General features: G+C 64.3%; 22 protein-coding genes and 1 tRNA gene. 11 read left to right on the plus strand and 12 right to left on the minus strand.

Features of this window, described 5'->3' with window-relative positions:
* Positions 1-3: 3 nt before the first annotated feature.
* Positions 4-79: transfer RNA gene (locus tag FA87_RS14065), tRNA-Phe, on the plus strand.
* Positions 80-438: 359 nt separating this feature from the next.
* On the opposite strand, the gene FA87_RS14070 is transcribed toward FA87_RS14065, so the two are convergent.
* The 4 genes from FA87_RS14070 to FA87_RS14085 all read right to left on the minus strand — a co-directional run bounded on the left by FA87_RS14070 (position 439) and on the right by FA87_RS14085 (position 6,608).
* Positions 439-1,014, minus strand: a complete 576-nt coding sequence (locus FA87_RS14070; RefSeq protein ID WP_036111116.1) for a hypothetical protein — start codon at positions 1,012-1,014, stop codon at positions 439-441.
* Between the two features lie 2 nt (positions 1,015-1,016).
* The gene (locus FA87_RS19990) at positions 1,017-1,982 is read right to left on the minus strand and encodes an RHS repeat-associated core domain-containing protein (protein ID WP_051943367.1); all 966 of its coding nucleotides are present in this window, start codon (positions 1,980-1,982) and stop codon (positions 1,017-1,019) included.
* Positions 1,983-2,705: 723 nt separating this feature from the next.
* Positions 2,706-5,768, minus strand: a complete 3,063-nt coding sequence (locus FA87_RS14080; RefSeq protein ID WP_043695361.1) for a TonB-dependent receptor — start codon at positions 5,766-5,768, stop codon at positions 2,706-2,708.
* A gap of 357 nt (positions 5,769-6,125) precedes the next feature.
* Entirely contained in the window at positions 6,126-6,608 is a 483-nt protein-coding gene (locus FA87_RS14085) for a hypothetical protein (RefSeq protein ID WP_043695363.1), read from the minus strand.
* A 168-nt stretch (positions 6,609-6,776) separates the two neighbouring features.
* Here FA87_RS14085 and FA87_RS14090 point away from each other — a divergent pair, with 168 nt between their 5' ends.
* Genes FA87_RS14090 through FA87_RS14100 form a run of 3 tightly spaced genes read left to right on the plus strand, consistent with a single transcriptional unit; the run spans position 6,777 to position 9,004 of the window.
* Positions 6,777-7,610: an endonuclease/exonuclease/phosphatase family protein gene (locus FA87_RS14090; RefSeq protein WP_043695364.1), complete on the plus strand. Its 834-nt coding sequence runs from the start codon at positions 6,777-6,779 to the stop codon at positions 7,608-7,610.
* A 49-nt stretch (positions 7,611-7,659) separates the two neighbouring features.
* Positions 7,660-8,121, plus strand: coding sequence for an Rrf2 family transcriptional regulator (locus tag FA87_RS14095; RefSeq protein WP_043695366.1), 462 nt, complete (start codon positions 7,660-7,662; stop codon positions 8,119-8,121).
* Positions 8,111-9,004: an NAD(P)/FAD-dependent oxidoreductase gene (locus FA87_RS14100; protein WP_043695368.1), complete on the plus strand. Its 894-nt coding sequence runs from the start codon at positions 8,111-8,113 to the stop codon at positions 9,002-9,004. Before FA87_RS14095 ends, FA87_RS14100 begins: the two co-directional genes overlap by 11 nt.
* On the opposite strand, the gene FA87_RS19995 is transcribed toward FA87_RS14100, so the two are convergent.
* Entirely contained in the window at positions 8,990-10,243 is a 1,254-nt protein-coding gene (locus FA87_RS19995; protein WP_052191363.1) for an acyltransferase, read from the minus strand. The genes FA87_RS14100 and FA87_RS19995 overlap by 15 nt on opposite strands.
* Positions 10,244-10,409: 166 nt before the next feature.
* On the opposite strand from FA87_RS19995, the gene FA87_RS14110 reads away from it, so the two are divergent.
* The gene (locus FA87_RS14110) at positions 10,410-11,450 is read left to right on the plus strand and encodes a proline iminopeptidase-family hydrolase (RefSeq protein WP_043695370.1); all 1,041 of its coding nucleotides are present in this window, start codon (positions 10,410-10,412) and stop codon (positions 11,448-11,450) included.
* 99 nt (positions 11,451-11,549) lie between these two features.
* A complete protein-coding gene (parC, locus tag FA87_RS14115) occupies positions 11,550-13,790 on the plus strand; it encodes a DNA topoisomerase IV subunit A (RefSeq protein ID WP_043695373.1) in 2,241 nt (746 codons plus the stop codon).
* 82 nt (positions 13,791-13,872) lie between these two features.
* On the opposite strand, the gene FA87_RS14120 is transcribed toward parC, so the two are convergent.
* Positions 13,873-14,361: an 8-oxo-dGTP diphosphatase gene (locus FA87_RS14120; RefSeq protein WP_043695375.1), complete on the minus strand. Its 489-nt coding sequence runs from the start codon at positions 14,359-14,361 to the stop codon at positions 13,873-13,875.
* 104 nt (positions 14,362-14,465) lie between these two features.
* On the opposite strand from FA87_RS14120, the gene FA87_RS14125 reads away from it, so the two are divergent.
* Positions 14,466-15,278 carry a phosphodiester glycosidase family protein gene (locus FA87_RS14125; RefSeq protein ID WP_081996600.1) on the plus strand — a complete coding sequence of 271 codons (813 nt, stop codon included), beginning with the start codon at positions 14,466-14,468 and terminating at the stop codon, positions 15,276-15,278.
* Between the two features lie 2 nt (positions 15,279-15,280).
* Here the strand turns inward: FA87_RS14125 and FA87_RS14130 are convergent, their stop codons facing one another.
* The 6 genes from FA87_RS14130 to map all read right to left on the minus strand — a co-directional run bounded on the left by FA87_RS14130 (position 15,281) and on the right by map (position 22,672).
* Positions 15,281-16,807 carry a hypothetical protein gene (locus FA87_RS14130; RefSeq protein WP_043695381.1) on the minus strand — a complete coding sequence of 509 codons (1,527 nt, stop codon included), beginning with the start codon at positions 16,805-16,807 and terminating at the stop codon, positions 15,281-15,283.
* 100 nt (positions 16,808-16,907) lie between these two features.
* Positions 16,908-18,038 carry a succinyl-diaminopimelate desuccinylase gene (gene dapE, locus FA87_RS14135; protein ID WP_043695384.1) on the minus strand — a complete coding sequence of 377 codons (1,131 nt, stop codon included), beginning with the start codon at positions 18,036-18,038 and terminating at the stop codon, positions 16,908-16,910.
* Positions 18,039-18,392 (minus strand): Spx/MgsR family RNA polymerase-binding regulatory protein, encoded by a 354-nt coding sequence (locus FA87_RS14140; RefSeq protein ID WP_043695386.1) that lies wholly within the window; start codon positions 18,390-18,392, stop codon positions 18,039-18,041.
* A gap of 3 nt (positions 18,393-18,395) precedes the next feature.
* Positions 18,396-19,223, minus strand: a complete 828-nt coding sequence (gene dapD / locus FA87_RS14145; protein WP_043698193.1) for a 2,3,4,5-tetrahydropyridine-2,6-dicarboxylate N-succinyltransferase — start codon at positions 19,221-19,223, stop codon at positions 18,396-18,398.
* Positions 19,210-21,780, minus strand: a complete 2,571-nt coding sequence (gene glnD / locus FA87_RS14150) for a [protein-PII] uridylyltransferase (protein ID WP_081996695.1) — start codon at positions 21,778-21,780, stop codon at positions 19,210-19,212. The genes dapD and glnD overlap by 14 nt, the downstream gene beginning before the upstream one ends.
* A gap of 124 nt (positions 21,781-21,904) precedes the next feature.
* Positions 21,905-22,672, minus strand: coding sequence for a type I methionyl aminopeptidase (gene map, locus FA87_RS14155; protein WP_036111076.1), 768 nt, complete (start codon positions 22,670-22,672; stop codon positions 21,905-21,907).
* A 351-nt stretch (positions 22,673-23,023) separates the two neighbouring features.
* On the opposite strand from map, the gene rpsB reads away from it, so the two are divergent.
* The 4 genes from rpsB (at position 23,024) to frr (ending at position 26,432) form a co-directional block, all read left to right on the plus strand.
* Entirely contained in the window at positions 23,024-23,872 is an 849-nt protein-coding gene (rpsB, locus tag FA87_RS14160) for a 30S ribosomal protein S2 (protein ID WP_036111073.1), read from the plus strand.
* 85 nt (positions 23,873-23,957) lie between these two features.
* Positions 23,958-24,836 (plus strand): translation elongation factor Ts, encoded by an 879-nt coding sequence (tsf, locus tag FA87_RS14165; protein WP_036111071.1) that lies wholly within the window; start codon positions 23,958-23,960, stop codon positions 24,834-24,836.
* A gap of 198 nt (positions 24,837-25,034) precedes the next feature.
* The gene (gene pyrH / locus FA87_RS14170) at positions 25,035-25,757 is read left to right on the plus strand and encodes a UMP kinase (RefSeq protein WP_036111068.1); all 723 of its coding nucleotides are present in this window, start codon (positions 25,035-25,037) and stop codon (positions 25,755-25,757) included.
* A 117-nt stretch (positions 25,758-25,874) separates the two neighbouring features.
* Complete coding sequence (frr, locus tag FA87_RS14175) at positions 25,875-26,432, plus strand: ribosome recycling factor (protein ID WP_036111065.1); 558 nt, start codon at positions 25,875-25,877, stop codon at positions 26,430-26,432.
* Positions 26,433-26,437 lie beyond the last annotated feature (5 nt).

Consider the following 26,437-nt stretch of genomic DNA (forward strand, 5'->3'; position numbering starts at 1 on the left):
TGTGGCTCGGTAGCTCAGTTGGTAGAGCAGGGGATTGAAAATCCCCGTGTCGGCGGTTCGATTCCGTCCCGAGCCACCATTTATTCAGTGACTTAGGCCACCTTCCGGGTGGCCTTTTTCGTTTATGGCCGCTCTGCGGCCGCAGGCGCCGCGTGGGACGACACGGTGCGCTGGCTGCTGGTCGAAGACGCCGCCTCCCTCGGCGGCATGTGCGCCCGACTGGACGCCCAGCCCTTTTCCGGACGCCCGCCAGTGCGCCTCTTTGGTCATCGCCCAGCGCAATCCTGCCCTCGTAGCCCGTCACTCCTGCGCAAGGCGGGCAGGCCTGTGGGAAGGCCGGGAAGCAGGCTCCGAGTGGGGCCTTCTTTTTCACTTTACGCGGAAGGTTTGCCAATTCGGACCGATGATCGGATCGCCATCCGGCCGAAGCGATCGGTCTCAACGCTGTAAAAGGCTCGTCTTATCCAACGAATAATTCATGAAAGACTTTGCATGGGAAGCCGCCTCGTCGACCGATGCAAACATCTGAAACCCGGCCGTAGACGCGAACCGCTGCTGCTCCGCTTCCAAGGTGAAACCGAAAATGGCAAGGTCCGCATCCCTGTCGCCCATCCACAACCAGGAGCGGTCATCGGGCACGATAATGAAACGATGAGAGATGTCGTACAAAGACAGGGATGGCCCGGTGTGACCGGTTTGCATCAGAAACGACTCTATACCATCTCCTTTGTCGGCCCCTGTTGCCACGAGCCCGCTGAAAGACACACCCCAATCCGAGCAGTCGTTGGCGTCGGGAATCGTGAAGAACATAGCGAACGGCCGAGCGTCATACCTTGTCGACCAGTCGCATGCTTCCCGAATGGTTTCCGGCAAAAAAAGCGACGTGTAGTCGGAAAAAGAAAAATAGTGGCACGCGCGCCCCACCGTGCGCTCAAATGGCTGCTCCGGGTCGTCCCCTGACAAGGTCGTCCAGCCCAACAATTCTGGATCCCTCATTACCAACGGTTTGAGCATCGTCACGGCCCCGGGTTTTGATCGAAACGAAATTTTGCGACGGGAGAGTCCTGTCCGCTGTGAAAGAGCTCGCCCGTGGGACCACCGCTCTTTGAAAAGTCGCGCGTTGTGAAAACTTTGACCCCGCTCCTGTCCGACCACAATGTCACGGGACCAGCGGCCCTGGAAGTATATCCGTTGGCCTGCAAATGGCCCTCGAATTGCCCCTTCGTCCAGTTCATCGCGTAGTTTTGCATGCGGGCCCCCTTTGCTGTGACGTCCGTCAGCCTCATGCGCGGAAGGGCTGCCACTTCCGACCCACCTGCCAACGCGCTCCGCGTCGCAGACGCCAGCATGCCGGCTCCCCTCGTCAGCGCCCCGGCAGCAAGGAATTCTCCGGGGAACCCGCTGGAGGCGACTGCACCGCTTCCGCTTCCGGCTGGCGCAACATCCAAAACATCCGACTGCGTTATCATCGACACGACAAACGCGGCGTTGCCATTTTGCTGCGTAAACAGGTCATTCGCTGGTGCGGAGGACCAATATTGCGAATACGCATCCCTCGGCACCGTCTGTCGGCCGTCCGGGTCAATGTTTGATACCGGATTGTTTTTGGCATAAGCGAAGCGGTTGAACTGGTCGAGGCTGCCTTCACCGGTTCTCGCCGGGTCCGTACTCAGAAACCGCCCAATGGACGGGTCGTAGTACCGGGCTTGCATGTAGACAAGCCCGGAATCCGGGTCATTAACGTGGCCCGTGTAACCAGGACCCGGTGAAGGAGTCCCGAGCGCCTGCGTGCCGTAGGGGCGGTAATCGATCGCGCGGGCGACATTTCCGGCCGCATCCGATGTGGCAAGCACCGTACCATTGGGGTCGGTGTAGTAGTAAGTTACGGTCTCGGTTTGCCCTGCCGCATTGGCTTGGGTGGCGATAAGAAAAATAAGTGCGAGGGTGCCCCACCAGCGTTGGAATCTGGACGCGCCTTTCATCATCGTCCCCTGATTATTGCGTTGCCCGATTGTCACCCTGCCGCGACGCCCCGTCTGTAGGCGAACCCCTACAGGAAGGGGCCCTCGCGGGGCCGGAATACCTCCTTGGGTGGCTGTGGGGAATCAAAAATCGACGGTGAGGGTTAAGCTGCCGCGGTAGTCCCCATCCGGGAGCCTGTGGCCTCCCGCGATGGATGCCGTCATCGGGACAAGAATTGGGCTGAGTGCCGTGGCCGACGTGAAGGACGGCCCCTGTGTGGCATCGATGAGCTGACCGTTGGCGTCAGTGACGGTGTAGACAAAACCTGGTGGCCCATGGCTTCGTCGAGAAGTCGACACCATCGGAGATCGGCGGCATCGATTGAGTTAATTTCGTCAGGAACGACGTCTGGCTCACCGTTACCGGCCGTGATGTAGTGCGGGGCCGAGGTGAGCGCTTGTGCATTATGAGCCTGCAGACCGACGATAGTCTCTAAGAGAACAGGAGCTTTCCTTGGGCACGCCAACGTCGGCCCTCGAAGCGGCCGTGAGCCGCTTTGCTCTAAACAACCGGGCGTCACGTGAGCGGCAGAGAACCAGTGATGGCGCCGCCCTCTCACGCGCCTTCGCCACCCAACGCAAACAAAAAAAGCCGCCCGTGGGAGCGGGCGGCGATCCGAGGATTTGCAGCGGGTCCTTCCCTGGACCGTTTGTCTGGTTACGCGATCACTGAAGTGGCGCTGATCAGAAGTCGTATGTCGCCGTGAGGCGGGCATAACGCGGCGTCTGGTAGTACTGACCCAGGTCGTAATTGTTGTTGACCGTGGTCGGTGCCGACTCGTACGTCGAGAAGCTGTTCAGCGGCTTGCGTTCGTTGGTCACGTTGAACACGCTCAGGCCGAACGCCATCTTGCCGTCGAAGTAGCCCGGACGATAGGTAACGGCCAGATCGACCTGGCGGTACCACGGGTTGCGCTTCTCGCCGGGATGCGACGGCTGACCGTTGCAGTTGTGATAAGCCGAGCCGTAGCCGATCGGATCCGGATCTTCCTCACCGTCTTCATAACCAAGGCACGACTTCGGCGCACCGGAAGCGAGACGAAGGTTGCCCGAGACCAGCCATTCCGGCGTCAGCTGATACGCGCCGTAAGCCTTGATCTGATGGGTACGGTCATTCGACAGCAGACCATTGGCGTAACGCATCAGCTCAGCCGAATCCCAGTCTTCCGTCTTCGAGATATCGGTCTGGCCGATGTCGGACTTGGTCTGGCCTTCGGTGTTGCCATAGCTGCGCGAGAACGTGTAGTCCAGGCGCCCCTGCCACTTACCGTCGAACGGGTGCTCGAGGTACATGTCGAGCGCGTAGTAGGCACGCTTGGCGCCGGTGGAGAAGCCCCAGTCGTCCTTGCTCATCTTGACTTCGGTGCGACCCGAACCGTCGACGTTGGCGAGGCTGAAGGTGTTGGATGAGCCCGGGTTGAAGATCACGCAGCCAGGAATGACCACGGAGTTGGGATCGCCACCCTGCGCGGTGATCTTGTCTGCCAGCAGGCCGGTGTCGCAGACGTCGTCGATGGCGGTACGCAGCCTGCGCAACGTCACCTTGGCACCGGTGACCCAGCCGTCACCCAGGGTCTTGTCGAAGCCGATGATGCCTTCGTCCTGATACTGTGATTTCAGGTCACGCGCGCTGACCGCGATCGGGTCGACCGCCTGCCCGTACTCGCCGTCCGACGACACGGCGCCCGGCGAGATCTCGGTCAGACCCGTGGGACGACCGAGCTGATCGATGCCGGTGTAGGTGTAGTAGATGTCGGTATAGGTCGAGGGCGAGGCACCGCGCACGGCCACGTTGTTCGGCAGCGCGAGGTAGTAGCGGCCGAAGTTGGCGTACAGCTTCAGCGACGAGTCGCCGTAGACGTCCCAGCTGGCGCCCAGACGCGGTGCCCACTGCGCCGCATTGTTGACGTACGGACGGTTCTTGTCGTTGAAGTTCTTGAAGCGGTCGTTGCGTACGCCGAGGCTAAGCAGCCAGCGGTCGGTCACCTGCCAGCGGTCTTCCAGGTACTGAGCCCTCTGGTCCACGGACATGCTGGTGACGGTGCTGAACACTCGCTGGGTGACGTAGTAGCCGTCACCACCCGGAGCGCCGACGCCGAGCGACGTGCTGATCGGAATGTTCTCGTTGCCAGCCGCCACCTTGCGATAGCGCAGGTAGTAACCCGGACCGCTGGTCGACGAGCCTTCATTGCTCGCGTCGTAGCTCATGTTGTCGATACCGCCGGCGAGATGGTGATCGCCGACCTGCCACTCGAGGTCGAGGCGAAGGCCGTGCGTCTTGCTGCCGGCGTTCGGATCCTGCGCGGTCGACGACGAGTTGAGATTGGTGATCGGCGTGCCGCCGTTCAGAGCCGGGTTCTGCAGGTACGGGCTGTCGATATACGGCTGCTGCGCAAGCCCCGGTGTCGGGTTCTGCAGATAGTCGTCGGTCCAGCCCTTGCCGTAGGTCGCGGTCAGCGTGATGTCGTCGGTGATGTAGCTGGTGTACTTGGCGATGGCGTACTTCGTGGTGATCTTGCTGGTGTCGGCATCCGAACCGAGCGGGCCACCCACAGTGCGCGTGTCGTAGTCGTAGCCGTAATACTTGCCGCGCTGCTCGTCGGTGGAATGGATACCCGTCAACTCGAGGATGTTCGAGTCGTTGATGTTCCAGTCGAGCTTGGCGTAGTACTTCGGCAGGTTGTACGTGTAGTGGTTGTTGGCCACCGGGTTGGCTTCGACCGACGCCGTGCTCGTGCCTTCGGACTTCTCGGCTTCCGCGGCCACGAAGAAGAACAGCTTGTCCTTAATCAGCGGACCACCGACGTACGCGCTGTAAGTGGTCGTCCACTTGGTGTTGTCCTGACGATTGCGGTAGATCGAGCCCGGAAGGGTGTCGTCGGCGTAGCCGTAACCGGCCGGGAGGGCTTTGTTCGAGTAATAGATGCTGCCCGGCGTCGACGAGGCGAACTTCGGCTCCCACAGCACCTGTGCGCCGAAGTGCCAGTCGTTGGTACCGCGCTTGCCGACCTGGCTGATGACGCCGCCATCCGAGCGACCGTACTTGGCGCTGTAACCGCCCGTATAGACTTCCTGCTGATCGATCGCGCCGTACGGCAGACCGACGCCGCCAAGGTTGCGGTACGGGTCGGACGAGTTGTAGCCGTTGATGTAGTAGGCGTTCTCGGAGGCACCGGAGCCGCCGAACGACACGGTGCGGTAGCGACCGTTACCCAGGTTGCTCGAGCCCGGGACGGCACCCGGCGCCAGCAGGGCGATCGCCTCGGCATTGCGTCCCAGCGGAAGACGCGCCAGCGTCTGCGCGGTGACGACGGTGCGCGAATCGACCGCGGTGGTGTCGATGGGCGGCAGGCTGTTGGCCGTCACCGTCACCGAGTCCAGTGCCTGAGCGCTGGCTGCGGTGGCCGGGGCCTGGAACGACACATCGGTGGCGCCACCGACCTTCAGCGCAACATCTTTGCGCGAATCGACGACGGCGCCATCGCGCTTGAGGCTGACGGTGTACGACCCGAGGGGAAGGTTGCCGATGCGATACCGGCCCTGTGCGTCGACCGGCACTTCGCGTGTAAAACCCGTGCTGCCGGTGACCGATACGGTTTCGCCTGCGGCCGCGGGTACCTGACCGAAGATGTCACCGGTCGTGGACTGTGCAAACGCCGGTGCGGTCACACCCACGCCAAGGGCGAGCGCTAGCGCCAGCGAGGACGGCCGAAGGCCTCCGCGACGGCGGATGATCTGGTGCTGCATTGGTGTCTCCCCGAAAAAACGACCCTGAGCAAGGGCCATTAAAAAGTTGCGCTTCGCGCGAACCCGCAAATAAAGAAACCTGGTACGTCCCGCCAGTCGCGCATGCTCCCCCGAGCCGACGCGACTTCAAGCTTTCCCATCGCGAGTCCGTGCGACGCGTTCACCTCGCCGCCGATGAAATGACGGTGTTTCATACATGAGGCACGTATGAACTTAGGGACTGGCAGCAGCCCTGTCAAACAAAAATTTGAGATTTTTCGTAAGAAATATTCCTAGACAGGTATTTCTCCGAAAGCGGGACCCGGTCAAGGACTTGGCAAGCGAAACCTGCCTCCCCTCCTCTGGTCCCCACCCGTCTCAGATGTTGACGTCAGCGCCCTGCTCGCTGGCACAGCGCTTCAGGCTCTCTTCGAGGGCGCGCCTCTCGTCGATCCGCGCCTCCGGTACGGTTTCCTTCGCCAGCACGCGCCGCAGGTACAGTACGCGCGTGTCGACCGACGCCCGGAGTGCATCACGGGCGTCGTGGCCGCACGGGGTACGCGCCTTCCACGACGCAAGCTGGTCGATACGCGGCTTCAGCGCCTCGAGGCGAGCGGGCTGTGCGTCGACGGGGGCGTGTGCGAGGTCGTCGACGCGCGCGGTCCAGTCCGCGGCCATGCCGCGAAGATCGCTGACATCGGCGCTGAGGGCGGCCGCATCGGATTTGCGGGCCCGGTGCGATTCACTGATCGCCAGGATCGCTGTCGTCGCCGACGCCACAAACGCCACCAGAATGACGATGAGTGCCGTGCGGCGCCCGTTCGCCTTCGAAGGCTCCGCCTGGGGATCGAGCTCGGTCATGTCGGTTTCCGGATGGCTGTCGATGACAGCGCCGTAGTTTGCCCCATTGCCGGCACCGCTGCGTCACGACGCAATGTCGCGCCTCGACCCTGTGACCCGGTCACGGCAATGACGTGTTTACGTGGCTATAGTCGGGTGCTCATTCCGAACCGAAGGACCCCGCCCGCCATGCCTCGTTTCCGTCAACTCGCGCTGATTGCCGGCCTCGCTGCCATCCTTGCCACACCCGCCATGGCGGAAGACCTCAAGGTCATGTCCTTCAACGTGCGCACCATGACCGGCAACGATGGCCTCAATGGATGGACGCATCGCCGCGACCTCTTCGCCGACACCATCCGTCAGCTGCATCCCGACGTGATCGGCACCCAGGAGCTGTATAAGGCGCAAGGCGACGACACGATCGAACGCCTGCCGGAGTACACGTGGTTCGGCCGCGATCGCTATGGCGATCATCGCGACGAGCACATGGGCATCTTCTATCGCAAGGATCGCCTGAAGATCGTCGAATCGGGCGACTTCTGGCTTTCCGACACTCCGGACAAAGTGGCCAGCATCACGTGGGGCAATATCTTCCCGCGCATGGTCAACTGGGCGCTTTTCGAGCGGACCTCCGATCACAAGCGGTTCTATCTGCTCGACACGCACTTCCCTTACCGCGATCAGGATGAAGATGCGCGTTCGCGCAGCGCGCATGAGATCGCCGCGTGGATCGCGAAGCTCCCGGCGAATGTTCCCATCATTCTCACCGGCGACTTCAACACGGGCCCGGACAGCGAAACGCATAAGGCGTTGACCGCCACGTTCAAGGACGCATGGATCGCGGCGCCGAAGCACGAGGGTCCGGCCGAGACCTTCCACGACTTCACCGGCAAGGCGACCAAGCGGATCGACTGGATCCTTTATCGCGGTGTCGAGGCGAACTCGGTACGGACGATTACGGTGTCGAAGGACGGCCGTTATCCCTCGGATCACTTCCCGGTGCAGGCCGACTTCACCCTCTGACTTAGGCACGACTTGACGTCGTTTCGTTTCATGTAATAGTTTTTGTTACATGAAACGAAACGAGCGCCTTTCCGTCGCCCTGCACGTCCTGCTGCACATGGTCGAGCGCGACGGCGAGCCCATGACGTCCGCCGAAATGGCGGCGTGTGTGGATACCAACCCCGTCGTCATCCGGCGAAGCTTCGCCGGCCTGCGTGAAGCCGGTATCGTCCAGTCGGACAAAGGCCACGGTGGCGGCTGGCGGCTGGCGCGAGCACCGCGCGAGGTCTCGCTCATGGACGTACAGCAGGCACTCGGCGGCCACATCGTAGCCGTCGCCGCCCGCGAGGAATCGCCCGGCTGCCTGGTCGAACGCGGGGTAGTCGACGCGGTCGACGATGCGTTGCTCGAAGCAGAGCGCGTCGTTGAAGCCCGTCTGGCGAAGATCACCCTGGCCGACCTGGCAAAAGATGTCCGGCGAATCGCCAAAGCCACCGGCCACTCATTCGGAGCCAACCACCATGTCGTATGACGTGATCGTTATCGGCGGCAGCTTTGCGGGGCAAGCCGCTGCCATCCAGCTCGCACGCGCACGCCGTCGGGTACTTGTCATTGACGCGGCAAAGCCAAGAAACCGTTTTGCAAAGGCCGCGCACGGTATCGTCGGCCACGATGGCAAGCCACCGCGCGCCATCGTTCAGGAGGCGACGCGCCAGCTCCTGACCTACCCTACGGCCGGTTTCGTCGACGGCGAAGCCGTGAGCGCCAGGCGCATCGGTGACATCTTCGAGATCGCGCTTGCCGATGGGACCTGCGAAACGGCTAAGTGGCTGATCCTCGCCACCGGCGTCATCGATGAACTGCCTCCGCTGAGGGGCTTGTGGGAACGCTGGGGTAGCACAGTGATTCATTGCCCTTATTGCCACGGCTATGAGGTAGGCGACCGCCTGCTCGGCTCATTGGCAACGTCGCCGCTGTCCGCTCATCAAGCCGCCATGCTGCCCGACTGGGGCCCCACCACGTACTTCACCCAGGGTGAGTTCGAGCCCGACGAAGATCAGCTCACTCGCCTGCAGGCGCGAGGTGTCACGATCGAGCGCAGCCCCGTCGTCGCCCTGCACGGGGACGCGCCGGGCCTGACCGCGGTGGATCTGGCAGACGGAAGACGGCTGCCGATCGGGGCGTTGTTCGTCGCACCGCGCGTGCGGCCGTCGAGCCCGATGTTCGAGCAACTGGGCTGCGCGACGGAGGAAGGCCCGCTTGGACCTTACGTGCGCGTCGACGAGTGGAAGCAGACGTCGGTCCCGGGCGTCTATTCCGCTGGCGACGTATCGACCGCCATGCACAACGCCAGCTTTGCGGTCGCCTCCGGTGTCACCGCGGGCGTCGGCGCGCACCAGTCACTGATGGCCTGAGTGACGCGACACGTCTTTTTCAATCACGCGACGACGGTGGTAGCGAACGCGACGGCGGAAACCGTCGACACTCCGAAGCGCCACCGTCTTCGCGGACGAGCGCGGTGCCCGAAAGACGCGGCCTGCCAGCTGGATGCCCCAGCGATCGAACGTGCGATCGAACACCATCGCGGCGGCGATGACGACCGCGAAGGTCGCCGGGACGGTGAGCATCGCCGCGGTGACCGGATCGAGGGCCAGCCGCCCCGCCATGACGGTGAAAAACCAGGCCGAGAAGCTCAGCAGAATCGGCAGGTGGACAAGGTAGAACGCATAAGAGATGCGCCCCATGAACTGCGCGGGCCGACTCTGCAAGACACGGTCGAAGCTGCCGCACCGGACGACGTATAGCAACAGAATCCCGCCGACGACGTTGAAGAGTGCTTTGCGCTCGTTGTCCGCAAGCGGCAGCGCGTGCGTCCAGTCGTACCAGGGCGATACGTCGAAGCCACCGCAGATAATCGCTCCGACGACGGCCAGGGCCAGCAGCGGTTTCGACGTCGTGAGGCGTGCCTCGCCAACATGGCTGCCGGCAAGAAACGCCGTGTAGTACGGCCAGTCATGGGGAAAGAACCACGCGAGCAATGCCACCGCGAACGCGAAGTTGAGCGGCGCCGCACGCCCCGGCAGCGTCAATGAGCGATAGGCGAAGACGAACATCGAGCCGAGCAGCTCGATCTTCATCGTCCAGAGGGTCGGATTGAAACGCGACCATCCACCGAGAATCGTGCCGTAAGTGCCATCGCGCAGCGCCTCGATGAAGTCCGGCGGCTTCTTCCAGAAATCGGCCAGCCAGGTCGATCCGGACAGGTGGCCCGCCTCGACCGCGTGACTCCACCCCATCGCCATGACGAACCAGGCGAACATCACCGACCCGAAGATCGGTACGCCGAGGCGCAGGTAGCGACGCGACGCGCGCAACCGGAACGAGCCCGTATCGCCGGTCTCGATGAACGACTTGGTCAGCACATACCCGCTGAGCACGAAGAAGATGCATACCGCGAACTGGCCGTTCCAAAGCACCGAAAGCGGCTGGAAGGCGATCACATGATCGACCACGCCACGCATGGCGTCCGGCGTGGTGGTATCCGGGTAGATCCAGGCAAAGCCGCCCGGCAGGAAAGCCAGGAAGAGATGGCACAAGAGCACGTTCACCGCGGCGAGACCGCGCAGGCCGTCGGCTGAGATGTCTTTACGCATCGACCTTCCCGCTGCAAAAAGGTCATGGAAACAAGCCCCGGTTGGCCGTACGGTGAACGCAGGTTCTTCCGTTCGGGCTGGCTTTGGGAAGATGACGGTCGCGTGAGGACTTGCGGAGCAGGCCGACGCCCGGCAAGAATCGGCCATCGATGCCGGGGGATAGACCATGCGCCGCCTGATAGCCGCCGTGACTTTCACGTTTGCCGCGCTCTTCGCCTGTGCCGACTCGCCGGCCTCACAGACCGCGCCAGCTTCGTATTTCGACAACACCGGACGCGACGACGTGCTCTCGGGCGGTCAGAAGTCGATCGTCATCGATACGCCCAAAGGCAAGTTCAAGGTCTGGACCAAGCGCGTCGGCAACAATCCGACGATCAAGGTTCTGCTCCTGCACGGCGGGCCGGGCGCCACGCACGAGTATTTCGAGGCGTTCGACAGCTACTTCCCCGGCGCCGGCATCGAGTATTACTACTACGACCAGCTGGGTTCGGCCTTCAGCGACAAACCCACCGATGAATCACTGTGGGAAATTCCCCGTTTCGTCGACGAAGTGGAGCAGGTCCGCCGGGCGCTTCACCTGGACAAGGATAACTTCTACCTCCTCGGCCATTCCTGGGGCGGCGTGCTCGCGATCGAGTACGCGCTGAAGTACCCGCAGCACCTCAAGGGCCTGATCATCTCCAACATGGTCGACAGCATCCCCGCTTACAACGAGTACGCGAACAAGGTGCTCATGCCCGCCATGGACCAGAAGAAGCTCGCCCAGGTCAAGCGCATGGAGGCGGAGAAGAAGACCGCCGACCCCGCCTACATGGCACTGCTGATGCCGATGCACTATGAGCAGCACATGCTGCGCATGCCGGCCGACCAGTGGCCCGAGCCCGTGGAGCGCGCGTTCGGCCACATCAACGAGCAGATCTACGTGTCGATGCAGGGCCCCAGCGAACTCGGTGCCAGTGGCAAGCTGCTGCACTGGGACCGCAGCAAGGACCTGAAGAACATCAGGGTGCCCACGCTGGTCATCGGCGCCCGTTACGACACGATGGACCCCAGGTACATGGAAGCCATGGCGAAGAAGATGCCGGACGCGCGCTTCCTCCTCTGCCCCAGGGGCGCGCATATGGCGATGTACGACGACCAGACCACGTACTTCACGGGGCTGATCGGATTCCTGAAGGACGTGGACGCGGGTAAACCCCTTCGCTGAGGACCTGGTCCTTCCGCAGTCTTCGCTCCTGAGACGGCTTTCTGGCAACATCACCCGGTTAACGACGCGCTGATGCGCGCCAGCCGGACAGCCAAACCCATGAATCTGCAAGCCAATTACGAACAGATCCCGCTCAAGGACTACGCCGAGCGGGCCTATCTCGACTATTCCATGTATGTGGTGCTGGATCGCGCCCTGCCCTTCGTGGGCGACGGCCTGAAGCCGGTCCAGCGCCGCATCATCTACGCCATGAGCGAACTGGCGCTGGGCGCCACCGCCAAGCCGAAGAAGTCGGCCCGCACCATCGGCGACGTCATCGGCAAGTTCCATCCCCATGGCGACTCGGCGTGCTACGAGGCGATGGTCCTCATGGCCCAGCCGTTCTCGTATCGCTACCCGCTGGTCGACGGCCACGGCAACTTCGGCTCGCCGGACGATCCGAAGAGCTTCGCCGCCATGCGGTACACGGAGTCGCGCCTGACGCCTATCGCCGAGGTCCTGCTCTCCGAGCTGGGCCACGGCACAGTCGACTGGGTACCGAACTTCGACGGCACCATGAACGAGCCCTCGTGGCTCCCGGCTCGCGTCCCGCACGTGCTGCTCAACGGCTCCATGGGCATCGCGGTCGGCATGGCCACCGACATCCCTCCGCACAACCTGCGCGAGGTAGCCAGCGCCTGTATCCGCCTGCTCGACGACCCCGACGCGACGATTGCCGACCTCTGCGAGCACGTACAGGGGCCGGACTACCCGACCGACGCCGAGATCATTACGCCACGCCGTGAACTCGCCGCCATGTACCAGAACGGTACCGGCTCGGTGCGCGCGCGTGCCGTCTACGTGCGTGACGAGGGCAACATCGTCATCACGGCGCTGCCGCACCAGGTGTCGCCTTCCAAGATCCTCGAGCAGATCGCCGCGCAGATGCGCGCGAAGAAACTGCCGATGATCGAAGACCTGCGCGACGAGTCCGATCACGAGAACCCGATCCGCCTCGTCCTCGTGCCGCGCTCCAGCCGTGTCGACGTCGAAGAAATGATGCAGCACCTCTTCGCCACGACGGATCTGGAGAAGAGCTTCCGCGTCAACATGAACATGATCGGCCTCGACGGCCGGCCGCAGGTGAAGGATCTGAAAATGATCCTGAGCGAGTGGCTGCGTTTCCGTACCGATACGGTCACGCGCCGGCTCACTCATCGTCTGGGCCGCGTCGAGCGTCGCCTTCACCTGCTCGAAGCGCTGCGCATCGCTTATCTCAACATCGACGAAGTCATCCGCATCGTCCGTACGGAGGACGAGCCGAAGCCGGTGCTCATGGAGCGCTTCCGTCTCGATGACGAACAGGCCGACTACATCCTCGAAACCAAGCTGCGCCAGCTGGCCCGCCTGGAAGAATTCAAACTCAACGAAGAGCGCGACAAGCTCGAAGAAGAGCGCGCGCGCATCAACGTGCTGCTGAAGTCGCCGGCCAAGCTGAAGAGCCTGATCAAGGAAGAACTGCGCGGCGACGCCGAGAAGTTCGGCGATGAGCGCCGCTCGCCCCTGATCGAGCGCAGCGTGGCCCAGGCCCTGGACGAGAGCGCGCTGGTCGCCTCCGAGCCGGTCACCGTCGTCCTGTCGCAGAAGGGCTGGGTACGTGCCGGCAAGGGCCACGAGATCGATGGCGAAGCGTTGTCCTACCGTGACGGCGACAGCCTGCTGGCGATCTCGCGTGCGCGCACCACGCAGCAGGTCGCCTTCATCGACTCGACCGGTCGCGCTTACGCCACGGCGGCACATACGCTGCCTTCCGCACGCGGAAACGGCGAGCCGCTGACCGGCCGTTTCAGTCCACCTGCCGGCGCCCGCTTCGACGCGGTGATCACCGCCGACAACGACACCCGCATCGTCCTTGCCACGGACTTCGGCTACGGCTTCGTGACGCGTTTCGAGGCGCTCACGGGTCGCCAGAAGGCGGGCAAGCAGATCATCAGCCTGAGCGATGGCGCGCGCGTGCTCGCCCCGGCGATCACTGCGGACCCGTCGCGCGACCGTATCGTGGTCGTCACCGGCGAAGGCCACCTGCTCATGTTCTCGGTGGCCGAGCTGCCGGAACTGGACAAGGGCAAGGGCAACAAGCTGATCGAGATTCCGAAGGCCAAGCTGGCCTCGGGCGAGGAGCGCGTCGTTGGCGTGGCCGTCGTCACCGAAGGCAAGGGCGAGGTCACTCTGTATGCGGGACAACGCAAGCTGACGCTGAAGTGGGCCGATCTGGTCGAGTACGGCGGCAGCCGTGCCACTCGCGGCGGCGTGCTGCCGCGCGGGTTGCGTCGCGTGGAGCGGATCGAAACCACCGGTTGATCGGTTGATTTCGTGAACCCGGCAGGCCGCGCTTGAATGCCGCCCTGCCGGGGCCATCGCCGTCAGGGCCGGCGATACGGCTCTACAGCCGGGTGACGCTCCAGGACACCATCCGCCCGTCCTTGTACGGCATCACCCCGTGAAACGGCCTCGGGTCGCCATCGAAGACCAGTGGCAGGAAGTGACGGTCGCCTTCCCACATCGGCAGGGCGTCCAGCCCATCCACCGGCACCCACTCGAGCGCACCCTCGGGGTTGGACTCCATCGGCGTGCCGCTGTAACGGTCGATGATGAAGATGAAACCCAGCCAGTCCTCACCATGCTTGCCGAAGCCCGGCCAGTTCAGCGTGCCGCGCAGACGCATTTCCAGGCACTCGATGCCCGCCTCCTCGAGGATTTCGCGGCGCATGCAGGCGGCGATATCCTCGCCGGGTTCCATCTTTCCGCCGAGGCCGTTGTACTTGCCCAGGTGGTGATCGTCCTTGCGGGCATTGCGATGGATCATGAGCACACGCTGGCCGTCTGGCGAGAGCACGTAGCCGAGCGTGGCGACGATGGGCGTATAGGGCATGGCGATGACGCTACCGGGGAAAAACCCGGGAGTTTACGCCCTCCAGGCGCGAAGACGCCGTCTGGCCCCTTGCGCCGCCCGTCCGACCCGGCGACCATCGGCGCATGCCCCACCCGCCTCTTCCCCGCGTGACCCCCGCTTTCCTCCTCCGCGCCATGGTCGCCGCCGCCGTCACCGCGTCAGCCATGGGCTGTGCGCCGGCCGCCGATGCCGTCGACAGCCGCGAGGTGGTGTTCGACAGCCAGTCGTACTTCGCCGTCACCGTCGACACCCGGCAGGAAGACATCGAACTGCACTGGCGCAACCCCGACACCGCCCAGCCCTTCGGCAGCATCGAGGCACTGAAGACCTGGACCACGAGTAAGGGCCGGCCGCTGTCGTTCGCGACCAACGCGGGCATCTACGATCGCGACTACAAGCCGCTGGGCCTCTACGTCGAAGACGGCAAGGCGCTGGTCCCGCTCAACCTCGCTCATGGCAATCCGCGCTCCGGCAACTTTTCGCTGCTGCCCAACGGTGTCTTCGCCGTCTATGACGACGGCAGTGTCGAGGTGCGCACGACGGAAGCCTTCAGGGCCGCCGCGCGCAAACCGCGCTGGGCGACGCAGTCGGGACCGATGCTGGTGATCGACGGCGAGGTCAACACGCAGTTCGACAACGGATCGGACAGCATGAAGTGGCGTAGCGGCGTCTGCGCGAAGTCATCGCATGAGGCCGTCTTCGTCGTCAGCCGGGCGCCCGTGAACTTCCACAGTTTCGCCCGGCTGTTCCGCGACGAACTGGGCTGCCGGGACGCGCTGTTTTTCGATGGAACCATCTCGCAGGCGTTCACCCCGGATGACGGCTACGCCGGCGCGCCCGCCTTCATGACCAAGCCCTACGCGGGCATGGTCGCGGTGTTCCCCAAGGGCCGATAACCCTAGCGATAAGGCAGACTGACGGTCATGCCGTCCGACCACCCGACACGCGCCTTCGCACGGTAGGTCGGGTCGTACGACAGCTGATACGAGGTGCAGGCCGGCCCATTGGCGCAGGTGTTCAGTCCGGCCTCGTACACCACGTGGTACGGGAGCTGGCGCCCTTCGTTGCCGGTCAGCGGAATCTCCCAGACGATTTCGTGCCGGGGATTGAGCGTCGAGGCCAGAGCGGTGACGTCGGCCAGGCTTCCATGGTATCGGCGCGCCAGTATCCACTGGAACAGCGCCGGTACGTCGGGCGTCCACCACGTGCTGCGATAGGACTCGTTGACGGCGCTGCTCCGCACGCGTACGAGAGGCAGGTCGATGCCCGCCGACGTGGCTTCGGTCCGCATCAGGTTGAAACCGAAGGTCATGGAGATGCCCTGCTTGCCCTCCGAATCCATCGAGCGCGAGAATTTGACCTCGCCGCCGAATGCCCAGCTTTCGCCGAAGGACACGTTGACGTTACCGCCCGACGAATCCTGCGGATAAAGCTTGCGGAGTACCGGAGACACCGGGCAGTCGTCCGGCCGGAAGGCGCGTGGCGCGTCACACCGGAAGACATGGGTATCGCCGGTCGCCGGAAACGTCGAGTTCAGCGGCCATGCGGTGACGACATCGCGGTGTTCGATGCTGCCCCAGCCCGAATGGATCGCCACGTCCATCAGGTAACGGAGTTCGTTCCGCGACGGGTCGAGGAAGGCGTGGAAACCGTCGCGCCGGGTGAACCCGGTTCCGGCGCCATCGCCCAGCGTCTTGGCCCATAGCAGGTAGCTTGCCGTGCCGCCCTGCGTCTGATCCTCACGACGGATCAGCGCCCATTCGGTCGCCAGCGTCAGACGGGGCACATCGGACGAGGCGAACGGTTCGATGGTGAACTGCGGTGCCTCCGCACGGTGCAGCGACAACGTCCCGTACTGGCACCAGCGACGGACCTCGCGGCGGAAATCGTGACGCTCCTCCGAGCTGGGCAGGCGCCCGTCGAACAGGACGCGCAGCATTTCGCGACTGAAGCTGCGGCACACCGATGAAGGCGATGTGGCGAGGACGCGGAAGTCGACGTGTCGTCCTTCGCGCGGGGCGGCAGCGAGCGGGGCGGCAGCGCGCGGGGTCCGACGGGCGGCAGGCAGGGGATCGTCCCACGGCCAGCGCGAGAGTGCGGCCTTGCGCGCCGCATCGTCCTCACTGTTCAGACCGAAGATGCCCAGCCCCGTGGCGGCGTCGAGGAGGATCGTGTTCGTTTCCGGCCATACGCGGACGAACGATGGCCGCATGAGCGCGAGGACGTCCGGAGACCCGGCCAGCGCGATCCGACCGCCCTCGCCGACGAGCCTGTCCAGGTGACCTCGCACGACGTCCGGCGTATCGGTCGCCTCGACGGTCAGGATCGTCACGGATGGAACGCTGACCTCATCGACCGAGAGGGCGAATCCGGGGAGTGGCGCCAGGGCGCATAGCAGCGCGGATGCCACGAAGCAGTGCCTCATGCTGTTCTTCCTTGAACGGTTGGGTGGCGAATGCTCGCACCCGAAAGGCGCACACGCTGCCCGCGACCGACACATCCGGGTGTCGGCGAGAGGCCTCAGCTTACGAAAGCATACGTGCGCAAATGGCCTCGTAGAGGTCCGGCAAACGCTCCAGGTCCGTCACCGACACGCACTCGTCGACCTTGTGGATCGTCGCGTTCACCGGGCCGAGCTCGATCACCTCCGCACCCATCGGCGCGACGAACCGGCCGTCGCTGGTACCGCCGCCCGTGCTCTGCTCGGGATCGATGCCGCACACATCGCGACAGACGCCGACGACGACCTCACGCAAGCGCCCTCCCGGCGTGGCCAGAAACGGATGCCCCGAGAGCTGCCAGTCGATGGAGAAGTCGACGCCATGGGCGCGCAGGATCGTTTCCGCCCGCTCGCGCAGGCCGTCAGCGGTACTCGCCGTGGAAAAGCGAAAGTTGACGAGGGCCACAAGCTCGCCGGGGATGACGTTGTTCGCCCCCGTACCCGCGTTGATGTTGGAAACCTGGAACGAGGTCGGCGGGAAGTCGGCGTTGCCTTCGTCCCAGCGTTCCGCCGCCAGAGCGGCGAGTGCGGGTGCGAAGACATGGATCGGATTCTTCGCCTTCTCGGGATAGGCCACGTGGCCTTGCACGCCACGCACCGTAAGCGTCCCCGACAACGAACCCCGGCGACCGACGCGGATGAGATCGCCCAGGCGCTCTTTCGCCGAAGGCTCGCCCACGACGCACGCATCGATCCGCTGCCCGGTTCTCCCGAAGTGCTCGACCACCTCACGGACGCCGTGCAAGGCCACACCTTCCTCGTCGCTGGTCAGCAGCAAGCCGACCGTGCCGGCGTGCGCGGGATGCGCCGACACGAAGCGCTCGAGCGCGACCACCATCGCCGCGACCGAGCCCTTCATGTCCGCGGCGCCACGACCGTAGAGAACGCCGTCGCGTTCCGTCGGCTCGAACGGTGGCGATGCCCATGCGCCTTCCGGACCGGTCGGCACGACGTCGGTGTGGCCGAGAAAGGCCAGCACCGGACCGCCGTCGCCATGCGTCGCCCAGAGATTGTCGACATCGCCAAAACGCAGATGCTCGATGCGAAAACCCACAGCCGCAAGACGCCCGGCGATCAGCGGCAGACAGCCGGCATCGTCCGGCGTGACCGAACGGCGATGGATGAGGTCACAGGTCAGGTCGAGGACGGCGGACATTTATTTTCCGAAGCGTTTTTTGAAGGCATTGTCCGTGAAGCCGACGCTGACCTCGTCGCCGTCGACCACCACGGGACGCTTGATCAACGCCGGATATTCCTTGAGCAGCAGCGTCCACTCCGGGTCGCTGCGCGGATCCTTGCGCTGCGGCAACAACGTGCGCCACGTGGTCGACGCCTTGTTGATCAGCTTGTCCCAGCCACCGAGCTTCTCCGACCACGCTTTCAGCGTCGACGCAGGCACCGGGTTAGCCCGGTAATCGACGAACTCGTGCTCCACCTCGAACCGGCTGAGCCAGTTGCGCGCTTTCTTGCACGTATCGCAGTTGGGCAAGCCGTAAACGATGATCGCCATGACTCAGTCGCCGCTGCGCAGGAGTTCGTTGATGCCGGTCTTCGAACGGGTCTTTTCATCGACCTGCTTGACGATGATCGCCGCATACAGGCTATGGCTCCCGTCCTTCGACGGCAGACTGCCGGAGACGACGACGCTGCCCGCCGGCACGCGGCCGTAGGAAATCTCGCCCGTGGCGCGGTTGTAGATACGCGTCGACTGGCCGAGGAACACGCCCATGCCGATCACCGAGCCCTTCTCGACCACGACACCCTCGACGACTTCGGAGCGGGCACCGATGAAGCAGTTGTCTTCGATGATGGTCGGATTGGCCTGCAGTGGCTCGAGCACGCCACCGATGCCGACGCCGCCGGACAGGTGTACACCCGCGCCGATCTGCGCGCACGATCCGACCGTCGCCCACGTATCGACCATGGTGCCGGCACCGACGAAGGCGCCGATGTTGGTGTAGCTGGGCATGAGCACGACGTCTTTCGCGATGTGCGCGCCGCGACGGACCAGCGCACCGGGCACCACGCGCGCACCGAGCCGTCCGTATTCAGTGGCATCGCCATCGGTGAAACGCAACGGCACCTTGTCGAACGCGCTGGACGGACCGCCGTCGACGACGACGTTGCCGTTCATGCGGAAATACAGCAGCACGGCTTTTTTCAGCCACTGGTTGACCTTCCAGCCGCCGTTGCCGTCGGGCTCGGCGACGCGGTGCTCACCCGATTCGAGCAGATCGAGCACCTGGCTCACGGTGTCGCGGAGGCCACCCTCGATTTCGTTCTGGGTGAGGTCGGCGCGACGCTCGAAGGCGTCATCGATTACGGATTCAAGCGTCTGCATCTGCATTTACGACAGTCCTGGGGGTTTCGAAACCGATATGGCGAAGCAGGCAGGCGCGCAGGATCTCCCGGTGCTCGGAAGACAACGGCGCATTGCCGCGATCGGTAAGTTGGAAGAAATCTTCGACGCGCTCACCGAAGGTCGCAATCCGCGCATCATGCACGCGCACCTCGGCTTCGGCCAGCGCCTGCGCCACGGCGGCGAGCAGGCCGGGGCGATCGGTGCATACCAGCGCGAGCTGGGTGCGCTCGCCCGCATCGACGAACTCGATGCGTGGCGTCATCTGGAAATGGCGAAGGTGGCGGGAGATGCTCCGCTTGGGCGGCCCCTGCCCGGCAGGTTGCTCAAGCGCGTGACGCAGGCGCGCGCGCAACTCTTCCGCGCGCTGCAGCGATGCCGGCGCCTGCGAGTCCGACTCCAGCAACAGGAAGGTATCCAGCGCCATGCCCGTGTTCGACACGAGCACGCGCGCCTCGACGACCGAGAAGCGGAGACGATCGAGGACCGCGGTGACGGTGGCGAACAGGCCGTCCCTGTCGCTGGTGTAGATGAACAGCTCGGTGCTGCCGCGGACGGAGAACGGATGCACCTCCACCAGCGGCGTGGCTCCGCGCGATCGCAGGATGGCCGAGGTCTGCCAGGCGATCTGCTCCGGGCGGTGTCGAAGGAAACTGCTATCCGGGAATTCGGACCAGATCCGCGCGACCTCGTCGGCGGCGACATGTTCGCCCACCAGAATGCCCAGCGCACGCTCGCGGCACTCACGCACGCGCATGCCCGAGTGCGACGGCGGTGTGAGATCGCTGCGCAAGGCAAAACGGGTCGCCGTGTACAGGTCGGCCAGCAGGCGATCCTTCCAGGCATTCCACAGTTTCGGGCTGGTGCCGATGATGTCGGCGATGGTCAGCAGGTAAAGATGATCGAGATGCTCCCAGTCGCCGACCGTTGCCGCGAATCGATGCACGACATCGGGATCGGTAATGTCCTGACGCTGCGCCGTCGTGCTCATCAGCAGGTGATGGCGCACCAGCCAGGCGACGAGATCGATGTCGTCGCCCGGAAGACCGAGGCGTGCGCAGAAGGCGCGGGCATCTTCCTCACCGAGAACGGAGTGATCGCCGCCGCGCCCCTTGGCGATGTCATGGAACAACGCCGCCAGCAACATGAGTTCGGGCTTGTCGATGTGCGGCCAGATCTCGCACGCGATCGGGAAGTCGCGGCGCGCCGCCGGATCCGCGAAGCGCGCGACGTTGCGCAGGACGCGCAGCGTGTGTTCGTCGACCGTGTACACGTGGAACAGGTCGTATTGCATGCGCCCGACCACCTTGCCGAACGCGGGAAGAATCGCCGCGAGCAGGCCATGGCGATTCATCCGCCAGAGCGCCTCGACGGCCGGCGCCCCGCGCTTCAGCAGCGTGAGGAACGCTTCGAGCACCCTCGGATCATCGGCAAGCAGTTCGCCATGCGACGATACCGCGTGCTGGATACGCCGCATCGTTTCGGCGGTGAATCCCGTGATACCCGGCTCGTCGAGCCGCGCGATGAAAATCTCCACCAGAGCCGCCGGGCGGCGGACGAACAGCTCGGGATCGCGCACGGTGATGCGTGAACCGTAGCGCAGGTAGTCGGTGCCCACGCTCTCGGGCTCGCTCTGCGGATCCAGCATTTCCTCGAAACGTTCGACCAGCTGCGTGCCCGAGCGCTCGATCTGCGTGGCGGCGCGGTAATAGCCCTGCATGAACTGCTCGACGCCGAGGTTCTTCGCGTGCTCGTCCTCGAAGCCAAGCCGGGTAGCGAGCGCCCGCTGGTAATCGAACAGGAGGCGCTCTTCGGCACGCCCTGCCTCCAGATGCAGCGCATAGCGATAACGACGCAGGGTTTCCTCGGCGCGGGTCAGCCGGGCAGCCTCCACGGGTTCCAGCAGACCCTCGGCGACCATGGCATCGAAGTCCGGGGCATCGGCCAGCCGACGGCCAAGCCAGCGCAACGAGTCGAGCGTGCGCAGACCACCCGGCCCGTCCTTGAGGTTCGGCTCGAGATTCTGGGCGGTATCGTCGTAGCGCGCATGACGCGCGTCGCGCTCCGCCAGGCGCGCGGCCAGGTAGGCGCGCGGTGACCACAGGGCGGGATCGTCGAGGATGCCGCGGAGCTCCTGGCCCAGGATCGGCCAGCCGGCCAGACGCTTCGCGTCGAGCAGGCTGGTGAAGACGCTGGCGTCCTGCGCGGCCAGTTCGCGGCATTGCGCGACCGTCCGCACGGCGTGGCCCGGCTTCAGGCCGATATCCCACAGGCAGCTGAAGAAGTTTTCCAGCGCGCGGTAGAGGGCCGGCGAGCTCTCGCCGACCAGAGCCAGAAGGTCGACATCGGACGCGGGAAACAGCATGCCCCGACCGAACCCGCCCACCGCGAACAGCGCGGCGGCGGCGATATCGCCCAGGCAGGCGCCCCATGCGTGGACGACCACGCGCTCCACGATCTCGGCCCGGCGACGGGCCAGCGCGGAAGCATCCTCACCGTCGTTGAAGGCGACGGTGAGCGCACGATCGACGTCGCCCATCAACTGACGGAGGGCGCGCCGCGCGTCGGGCGACACGCCCGAGCGGGGGACCACGGCGGGCAGGCGTGGAAGCGGTGGAAGCGTCACGTCGAAGCCCTCGGTGGAGTAAAACGAAAAACGTGTGTCAGGCGGCGTCCGGCCAGGGCGTCAGGATCTCGAAACCGTCGTCGGTCACGGCGATCGTGTGCTCCCACTGCGCGGACAGCGAATGATCCTTCGTGACCACGGTCCAGCCGTCCGGCAGCGACTTGGTCTGCGGTTTGCCAGCGTTGATCATCGGTTCGATGGTGAAGGTCATGCCCGGCTTCAGTTCCAGCCCGGTGCCGTTGCGGCCGTAATGCAGCACCTGCGGCTCGTCGTGATAGACCTTGCCGATGCCGTGGCCGCAGTACTCGCGGACCACCGAGAAACCGGCGGCCTCGGCGTGCTTCTGGATGGCCGCACCGACGTCGCCCAGCGTGGCGCCCGGCCTGACCGCCTCGATGCCCTTCATCATGGCCTCGAAGGTGGTATCGACCAGCCGTCTGGCCAGCACGCTGGGCGTGCCGACGAAATACATGCGGCTGGTATCGCCGTGCCAGCCATCCTTGATGACCGTGACGTCGATATTGACGATGTCGCCGTCCTTGAGGACCTTGGTTTCGGTCGGAATACCGTGGCAGATCACATGGTTGACCGAGGTGCAGACCGTTTTCGGGAAGCCCCGGTAGCCGACGTTGGCGGGGATCGCCTTCTGGACGTTCACGATGTGGTCGTGGGCCAGGCGATCCAGGTGCTCGGTGGTCACACCCGGTTTCACGTGCGGCACCAGCATGGCCAGAACCTCGGCGGCCAGACGGCCCGCCTCGCGCATGCTCTGGATCTCTTCAGGGGTCTTCGGTACGACTGCCATGGCGGTTCTCTCTGTTCCTTTGCCCTCGGGGTGTAGGGCCTGCCAGGAAAATGGCGGCGTCCCCGATGGAATTCCACCCCGATCTTGCGGCTGGGCGGTTCCGAAGGCTACAATTAGCGAGTTTTGCTGTCCGGCGAAGCCACTTATCCGTGGCCACGGCGGCGATACGAAGCGCGATTGTAACCGCATGGAGCCATCCTTGGCCCGGCCAAACCGTCGCATTTAACGCCACACACGCATCGGCACCGCCTTCGGGGTGCCTGGTCCGACAGGACCGGGTCGAAGCCGGGGATGCGTGGAGGTCCCAACCCCCATAGAACCGCTCGATGCGGTTCGCCCAGGAGTAATTCCATGGCACAAGTCACCATGCGCGAGATGCTGGAAGCCGGCGTCCATTTCGGCCACCAGACCCGTTACTGGAACCCCAAGATGGCTCCGTACATCTTCGGCGCCCGCGGCAAGATCCACATCATCAACCTCGAGAAGACCCTTCCGCTCTTCACCGACGCGATGAACTTCCTCTCGGGCCTGGCCCAGAAGGGCGGCACCATCCTGTTCGTCGGCACCAAGCGTTCGGCTCGTGAGTCGCTCGCCGAAGAAGCTTCGCGCGCCGGCCAGCCGTTCGTCACCGCCCGCTGGCTCGGCGGCATGCTGACCAACTTCCGCACGGTCAAGCAGTCGGTCGCCCGCCTGAAGGAACTCGAAGCCGCCGAAACCGACGGTTCGTTCGAGAAGCTGGTCAAGCACGAAGTGCTCGCCCGTCGCCGTGAGCGCGAGAAGCTGCAGAACTCGCTGGGCGGCATCAAGGACATGAACCGTCTGCCGGACGCCCTGTTCATCGTCGACATCGGTCACGAAGACATCGCCGTCCAGGAAGCCCGCAAGCTCGGCATCCCGGTCGTCGCCGTCGTCGATACCAACTACGACCCGGCCCTCGTCGACTACGCCATCCCGGGTAACGACGACGCCATCCGCGCCATCCAGCTCTACGCCCGCGCCGCTGCCGACTCCATCCTGGAAGGCAAGGCCGCCGCTCCGAACGCCGCCCGTGGCGACGCGAACGAGTTCGTCGAGATGGACGAGGAAGGCAACCCGGTCGCCAAGGACGAGGCCGCTCGCGGCGATCGTCGCGGCGCCCCGGCGAAGAAGGGTGCTCCGCGTCGCGAAGGCGGCCGTGACGGTGGTCGTGGCCGCGCGTAAGCGCCCCACCCCGTCCAGCTCTTCCGTTTCATCCGGCGCCGCGGCATGTCCGCCGCGGCGCCCATCAAAACTTTGAGGAACTACCATGGCTGAGATTTCCGCCAAGCTCGTCAATGAACTGCGTCAGCGTTCCGGCGTCGGCATGATGGAGTGCAAGAAGGCGCTCGTCGAAAACAATGGCGACATCGAAGTGGCGATGGAGTGGCTGCGCAAGAACGGCATGGCCAAGGCTGACAAGAAGGCTGACCGCGTCGCTGCCGAAGGCCTCGTCGCCATCGCGCAGAAGCCCGGCGTCGCCGCCCTGATCGAAGTCAACAGCGAAACCGACTTCTCCTCGCGCAACGAGCAGTTCATCCAGTTCACCAAGGACGTCGCCAACGCCGCCCTCGAGTCGGGCGTCAACGACATCACGGCCCTCAAGGCCGCGAAGCTCGGCGACACCACGGTCGAGGAAGGCGCCAAGGCACTGACGCTCACCATCGGTGAGAAGTTCGACGTCCGTCGCATGGCTAAGATCGAGAGCACCGACACCATCGGCGCCTACTCGCACAGCGGCCGCATCGGCGTGCTGGTCAACCTGAAGGGCGGCTCGGAAGAGCTGGCCAAGGGTATCGCCATGCACGTTGCTGCGATGAACCCGAAGTTCGTCAAGGTCGAAGACGTCCCGGCCGATTTCCTCGAGAAGGAAAAGGAAATCGAGCTGTCCAAGATGACTGACAAGGACAAGGCCAAGCCGGCCGACATCCTCGACAAGATCGTCTCCGGCAAGGTCAACAAGATCCTCGCCGAAGTGACCCTCGTCGGCCAGCCGTACGTGCTGGACGGTGACGTCACGGTCGCTGAAGCCCTCAAGAAGGCCGGTGCCGAGATCATCTCGGTCCAGCGTCTGGCCGTTGGCGAAGGCATCGAGAAGGTCGTCGACGACTTCGCCGCCGAAGTCATGAAGCAGGCCGGTCTGGCGTAAGCCTCACCTCCTGGCAGGACCTGAAAGAGCCGCGAGCGATCGCGGCTCTTTTTTTGTTTCCACGACCCTGAACGAACGCAGGAGCGAAAACGCGAAACCCGGAAAACGTGACCTCGGCGCAGGAATTCACATAGCTGTAACAACCGCCCACGCGTTAAACTACGGCCGTTTTGCCCCACACAAACTGGAGATCCCCGAATGAGCAATCCGCTGAAACACCGCCGCATCCTGCTCAAACTCTCCGGTGAAGCCCTGATGGGAACCGAGGACTACGGTATCGATCCCAAGGTGATCGGCCGCCTCGCCAAGGAGATCCTCGAAGTGCGCGATGCCGGAGTACAGATCGGCGTCGTCATCGGCGGCGGCAACATCTTCCGCGGCGCCGGCCTGGCTGCCTCGGGCATGGATCGCGTCACCGGCGATCACATGGGCATGCTGGCCACCGTGATGAATGCGCTCGCCATGCAGGACGCCATCGAGAAGCTGGGTGGCGAAGCCCGCACGATGAGCGCCATCAAGATCAACGAAGTCTGCGAAGACTTCATTCGTCGCCGCGCCATTCGCCACCTCGAGAAGGGCCGCGTCGCCCTGTTCGCCGCGGGTATCGGCAACCCGTTCTTCACGACGGACTCCGCGGCCGCCCTGCGCGCTGTCGAAGTCGGTGCGGACCTGTTGCTCAAGGCGACCAAGGTCGACGGCATCTACTCGGCCGATCCGAAGCGCGACCCGACCGCCGAGCGCTATGACCACCTGACCTACAACCAGGTGATCGAGCGCCGTCTCGAGGTCATGGACACCGCCGCCATCGCGCTGTGCCGCGAGAACAAGCTGCCCCTCCGCATCTACGACATGACCCAGCCGGGAAGCCTCATGCGCATCATGCAGGGCGAGCCCGTAGGCACGCTCGTCAACGCCGGCTGAATCCGCCGCTATCCGGCGCCCTGAGGGGCGCCGACGATCCTTGGCGCGCTGCGGCACGGCCGCACGCGCCCTCACTGCTATACTCGTCTGCTGACCAGTTCGACCGGAAACCAGCCCATGATCAACGACATCAAGAAAGATGCTGAGACCCGCATGGGCAAGAGCATCGACTCCCTCAAGCACGACCTTAAGACGATCCGGACCGGCCGCGCCAACGCGTCGATCCTCGACAATATCGTCGTTCCCTATTACGGCTCGCCCACCCCGCTGTCGCAGGTCGCCAACGTGAGCACGCCCGACGCGCGCTCGCTGTCGGTCAAGCCGTTCGACAAGAGCATGATCGGCCCGATCGAGAAGGCCATCATGGCTTCCGACCTCGGCATCACGCCGACGACGATGGGCATGGACATCCGCCTCAACTTCCCGCCGCCGACCGAGGAGCGCCGCAAGGAGCTCGCCAAGAGCGTCGCGAAGGAAGGCGAAGCCGCCAAGATCGCCATCCGCAACGTGCGCCGCGACGCCGTGCAGCATGTCGGCAAGCTGCTCAAGGACAAGGAAATCACGGAAGACGACCAGAAGCGTGCGGACGACGACATCCAGAAGCTGACGGACAAGTTCGTCAAGGAAGTCGACGACGTCGTCAAGGAAAAGGAAAAGGAGCTGATGGCGCTCTGACGCGC

The sequence above is a fragment of the Luteibacter sp. 9133 genome, assembly GCF_000800155.1.
GTDB classification, from domain to species: Bacteria; Pseudomonadota; Gammaproteobacteria; order Xanthomonadales; family Rhodanobacteraceae; genus Luteibacter; species Luteibacter mycovicinus.

Bases quoted from the DNA above. Each gene is read 5' to 3' on its own strand.
- FA87_RS14070 (WP_036111116.1), bottom strand. From the start codon at position 1,014: ATGCTCAAACCGTTGGTAATGAGGGATCCAGAATTGTTGGGCTGGACG.
- FA87_RS19990 (WP_051943367.1), bottom strand. From the start codon at position 1,982: ATGAAAGGCGCGTCCAGATTCCAACGCTGGTGGGGCACCCTCGCACTT.
- FA87_RS14080 (WP_043695361.1), bottom strand. From the start codon at position 5,768: ATGCAGCACCAGATCATCCGCCGTCGCGGAGGCCTTCGGCCGTCCTCG.
- FA87_RS14085 (WP_043695363.1), bottom strand. From the start codon at position 6,608: ATGACCGAGCTCGATCCCCAGGCGGAGCCTTCGAAGGCGAACGGGCGC.
- FA87_RS14090 (WP_043695364.1), top strand. From the start codon at position 6,777: ATGCCTCGTTTCCGTCAACTCGCGCTGATTGCCGGCCTCGCTGCCATC.
- FA87_RS14095 (WP_043695366.1), top strand. From the start codon at position 7,660: ATGAAACGAAACGAGCGCCTTTCCGTCGCCCTGCACGTCCTGCTGCAC.
- FA87_RS14100 (WP_043695368.1), top strand. From the start codon at position 8,111: ATGTCGTATGACGTGATCGTTATCGGCGGCAGCTTTGCGGGGCAAGCC.
- FA87_RS19995 (WP_052191363.1), bottom strand. From the start codon at position 10,243: ATGCGTAAAGACATCTCAGCCGACGGCCTGCGCGGTCTCGCCGCGGTG.
- FA87_RS14110 (WP_043695370.1), top strand. From the start codon at position 10,410: ATGCGCCGCCTGATAGCCGCCGTGACTTTCACGTTTGCCGCGCTCTTC.
- parC (WP_043695373.1), top strand. From the start codon at position 11,550: ATGAATCTGCAAGCCAATTACGAACAGATCCCGCTCAAGGACTACGCC.
- FA87_RS14120 (WP_043695375.1), bottom strand. From the start codon at position 14,361: ATGCCCTATACGCCCATCGTCGCCACGCTCGGCTACGTGCTCTCGCCA.
- FA87_RS14125 (WP_081996600.1), top strand. From the start codon at position 14,466: ATGCCCCACCCGCCTCTTCCCCGCGTGACCCCCGCTTTCCTCCTCCGC.
- FA87_RS14130 (WP_043695381.1), bottom strand. From the start codon at position 16,807: ATGAGGCACTGCTTCGTGGCATCCGCGCTGCTATGCGCCCTGGCGCCA.
- dapE (WP_043695384.1), bottom strand. From the start codon at position 18,038: ATGTCCGCCGTCCTCGACCTGACCTGTGACCTCATCCATCGCCGTTCG.
- FA87_RS14140 (WP_043695386.1), bottom strand. From the start codon at position 18,392: ATGGCGATCATCGTTTACGGCTTGCCCAACTGCGATACGTGCAAGAAA.
- dapD (WP_043698193.1), bottom strand. From the start codon at position 19,223: ATGCAGACGCTTGAATCCGTAATCGATGACGCCTTCGAGCGTCGCGCC.
- glnD (WP_081996695.1), bottom strand. From the start codon at position 21,780: ATGGGCGACGTCGATCGTGCGCTCACCGTCGCCTTCAACGACGGTGAG.
- map (WP_036111076.1), bottom strand. From the start codon at position 22,672: ATGGCAGTCGTACCGAAGACCCCTGAAGAGATCCAGAGCATGCGCGAG.
- rpsB (WP_036111073.1), top strand. From the start codon at position 23,024: ATGGCACAAGTCACCATGCGCGAGATGCTGGAAGCCGGCGTCCATTTC.
- tsf (WP_036111071.1), top strand. From the start codon at position 23,958: ATGGCTGAGATTTCCGCCAAGCTCGTCAATGAACTGCGTCAGCGTTCC.
- pyrH (WP_036111068.1), top strand. From the start codon at position 25,035: ATGAGCAATCCGCTGAAACACCGCCGCATCCTGCTCAAACTCTCCGGT.
- frr (WP_036111065.1), top strand. From the start codon at position 25,875: ATGATCAACGACATCAAGAAAGATGCTGAGACCCGCATGGGCAAGAGC.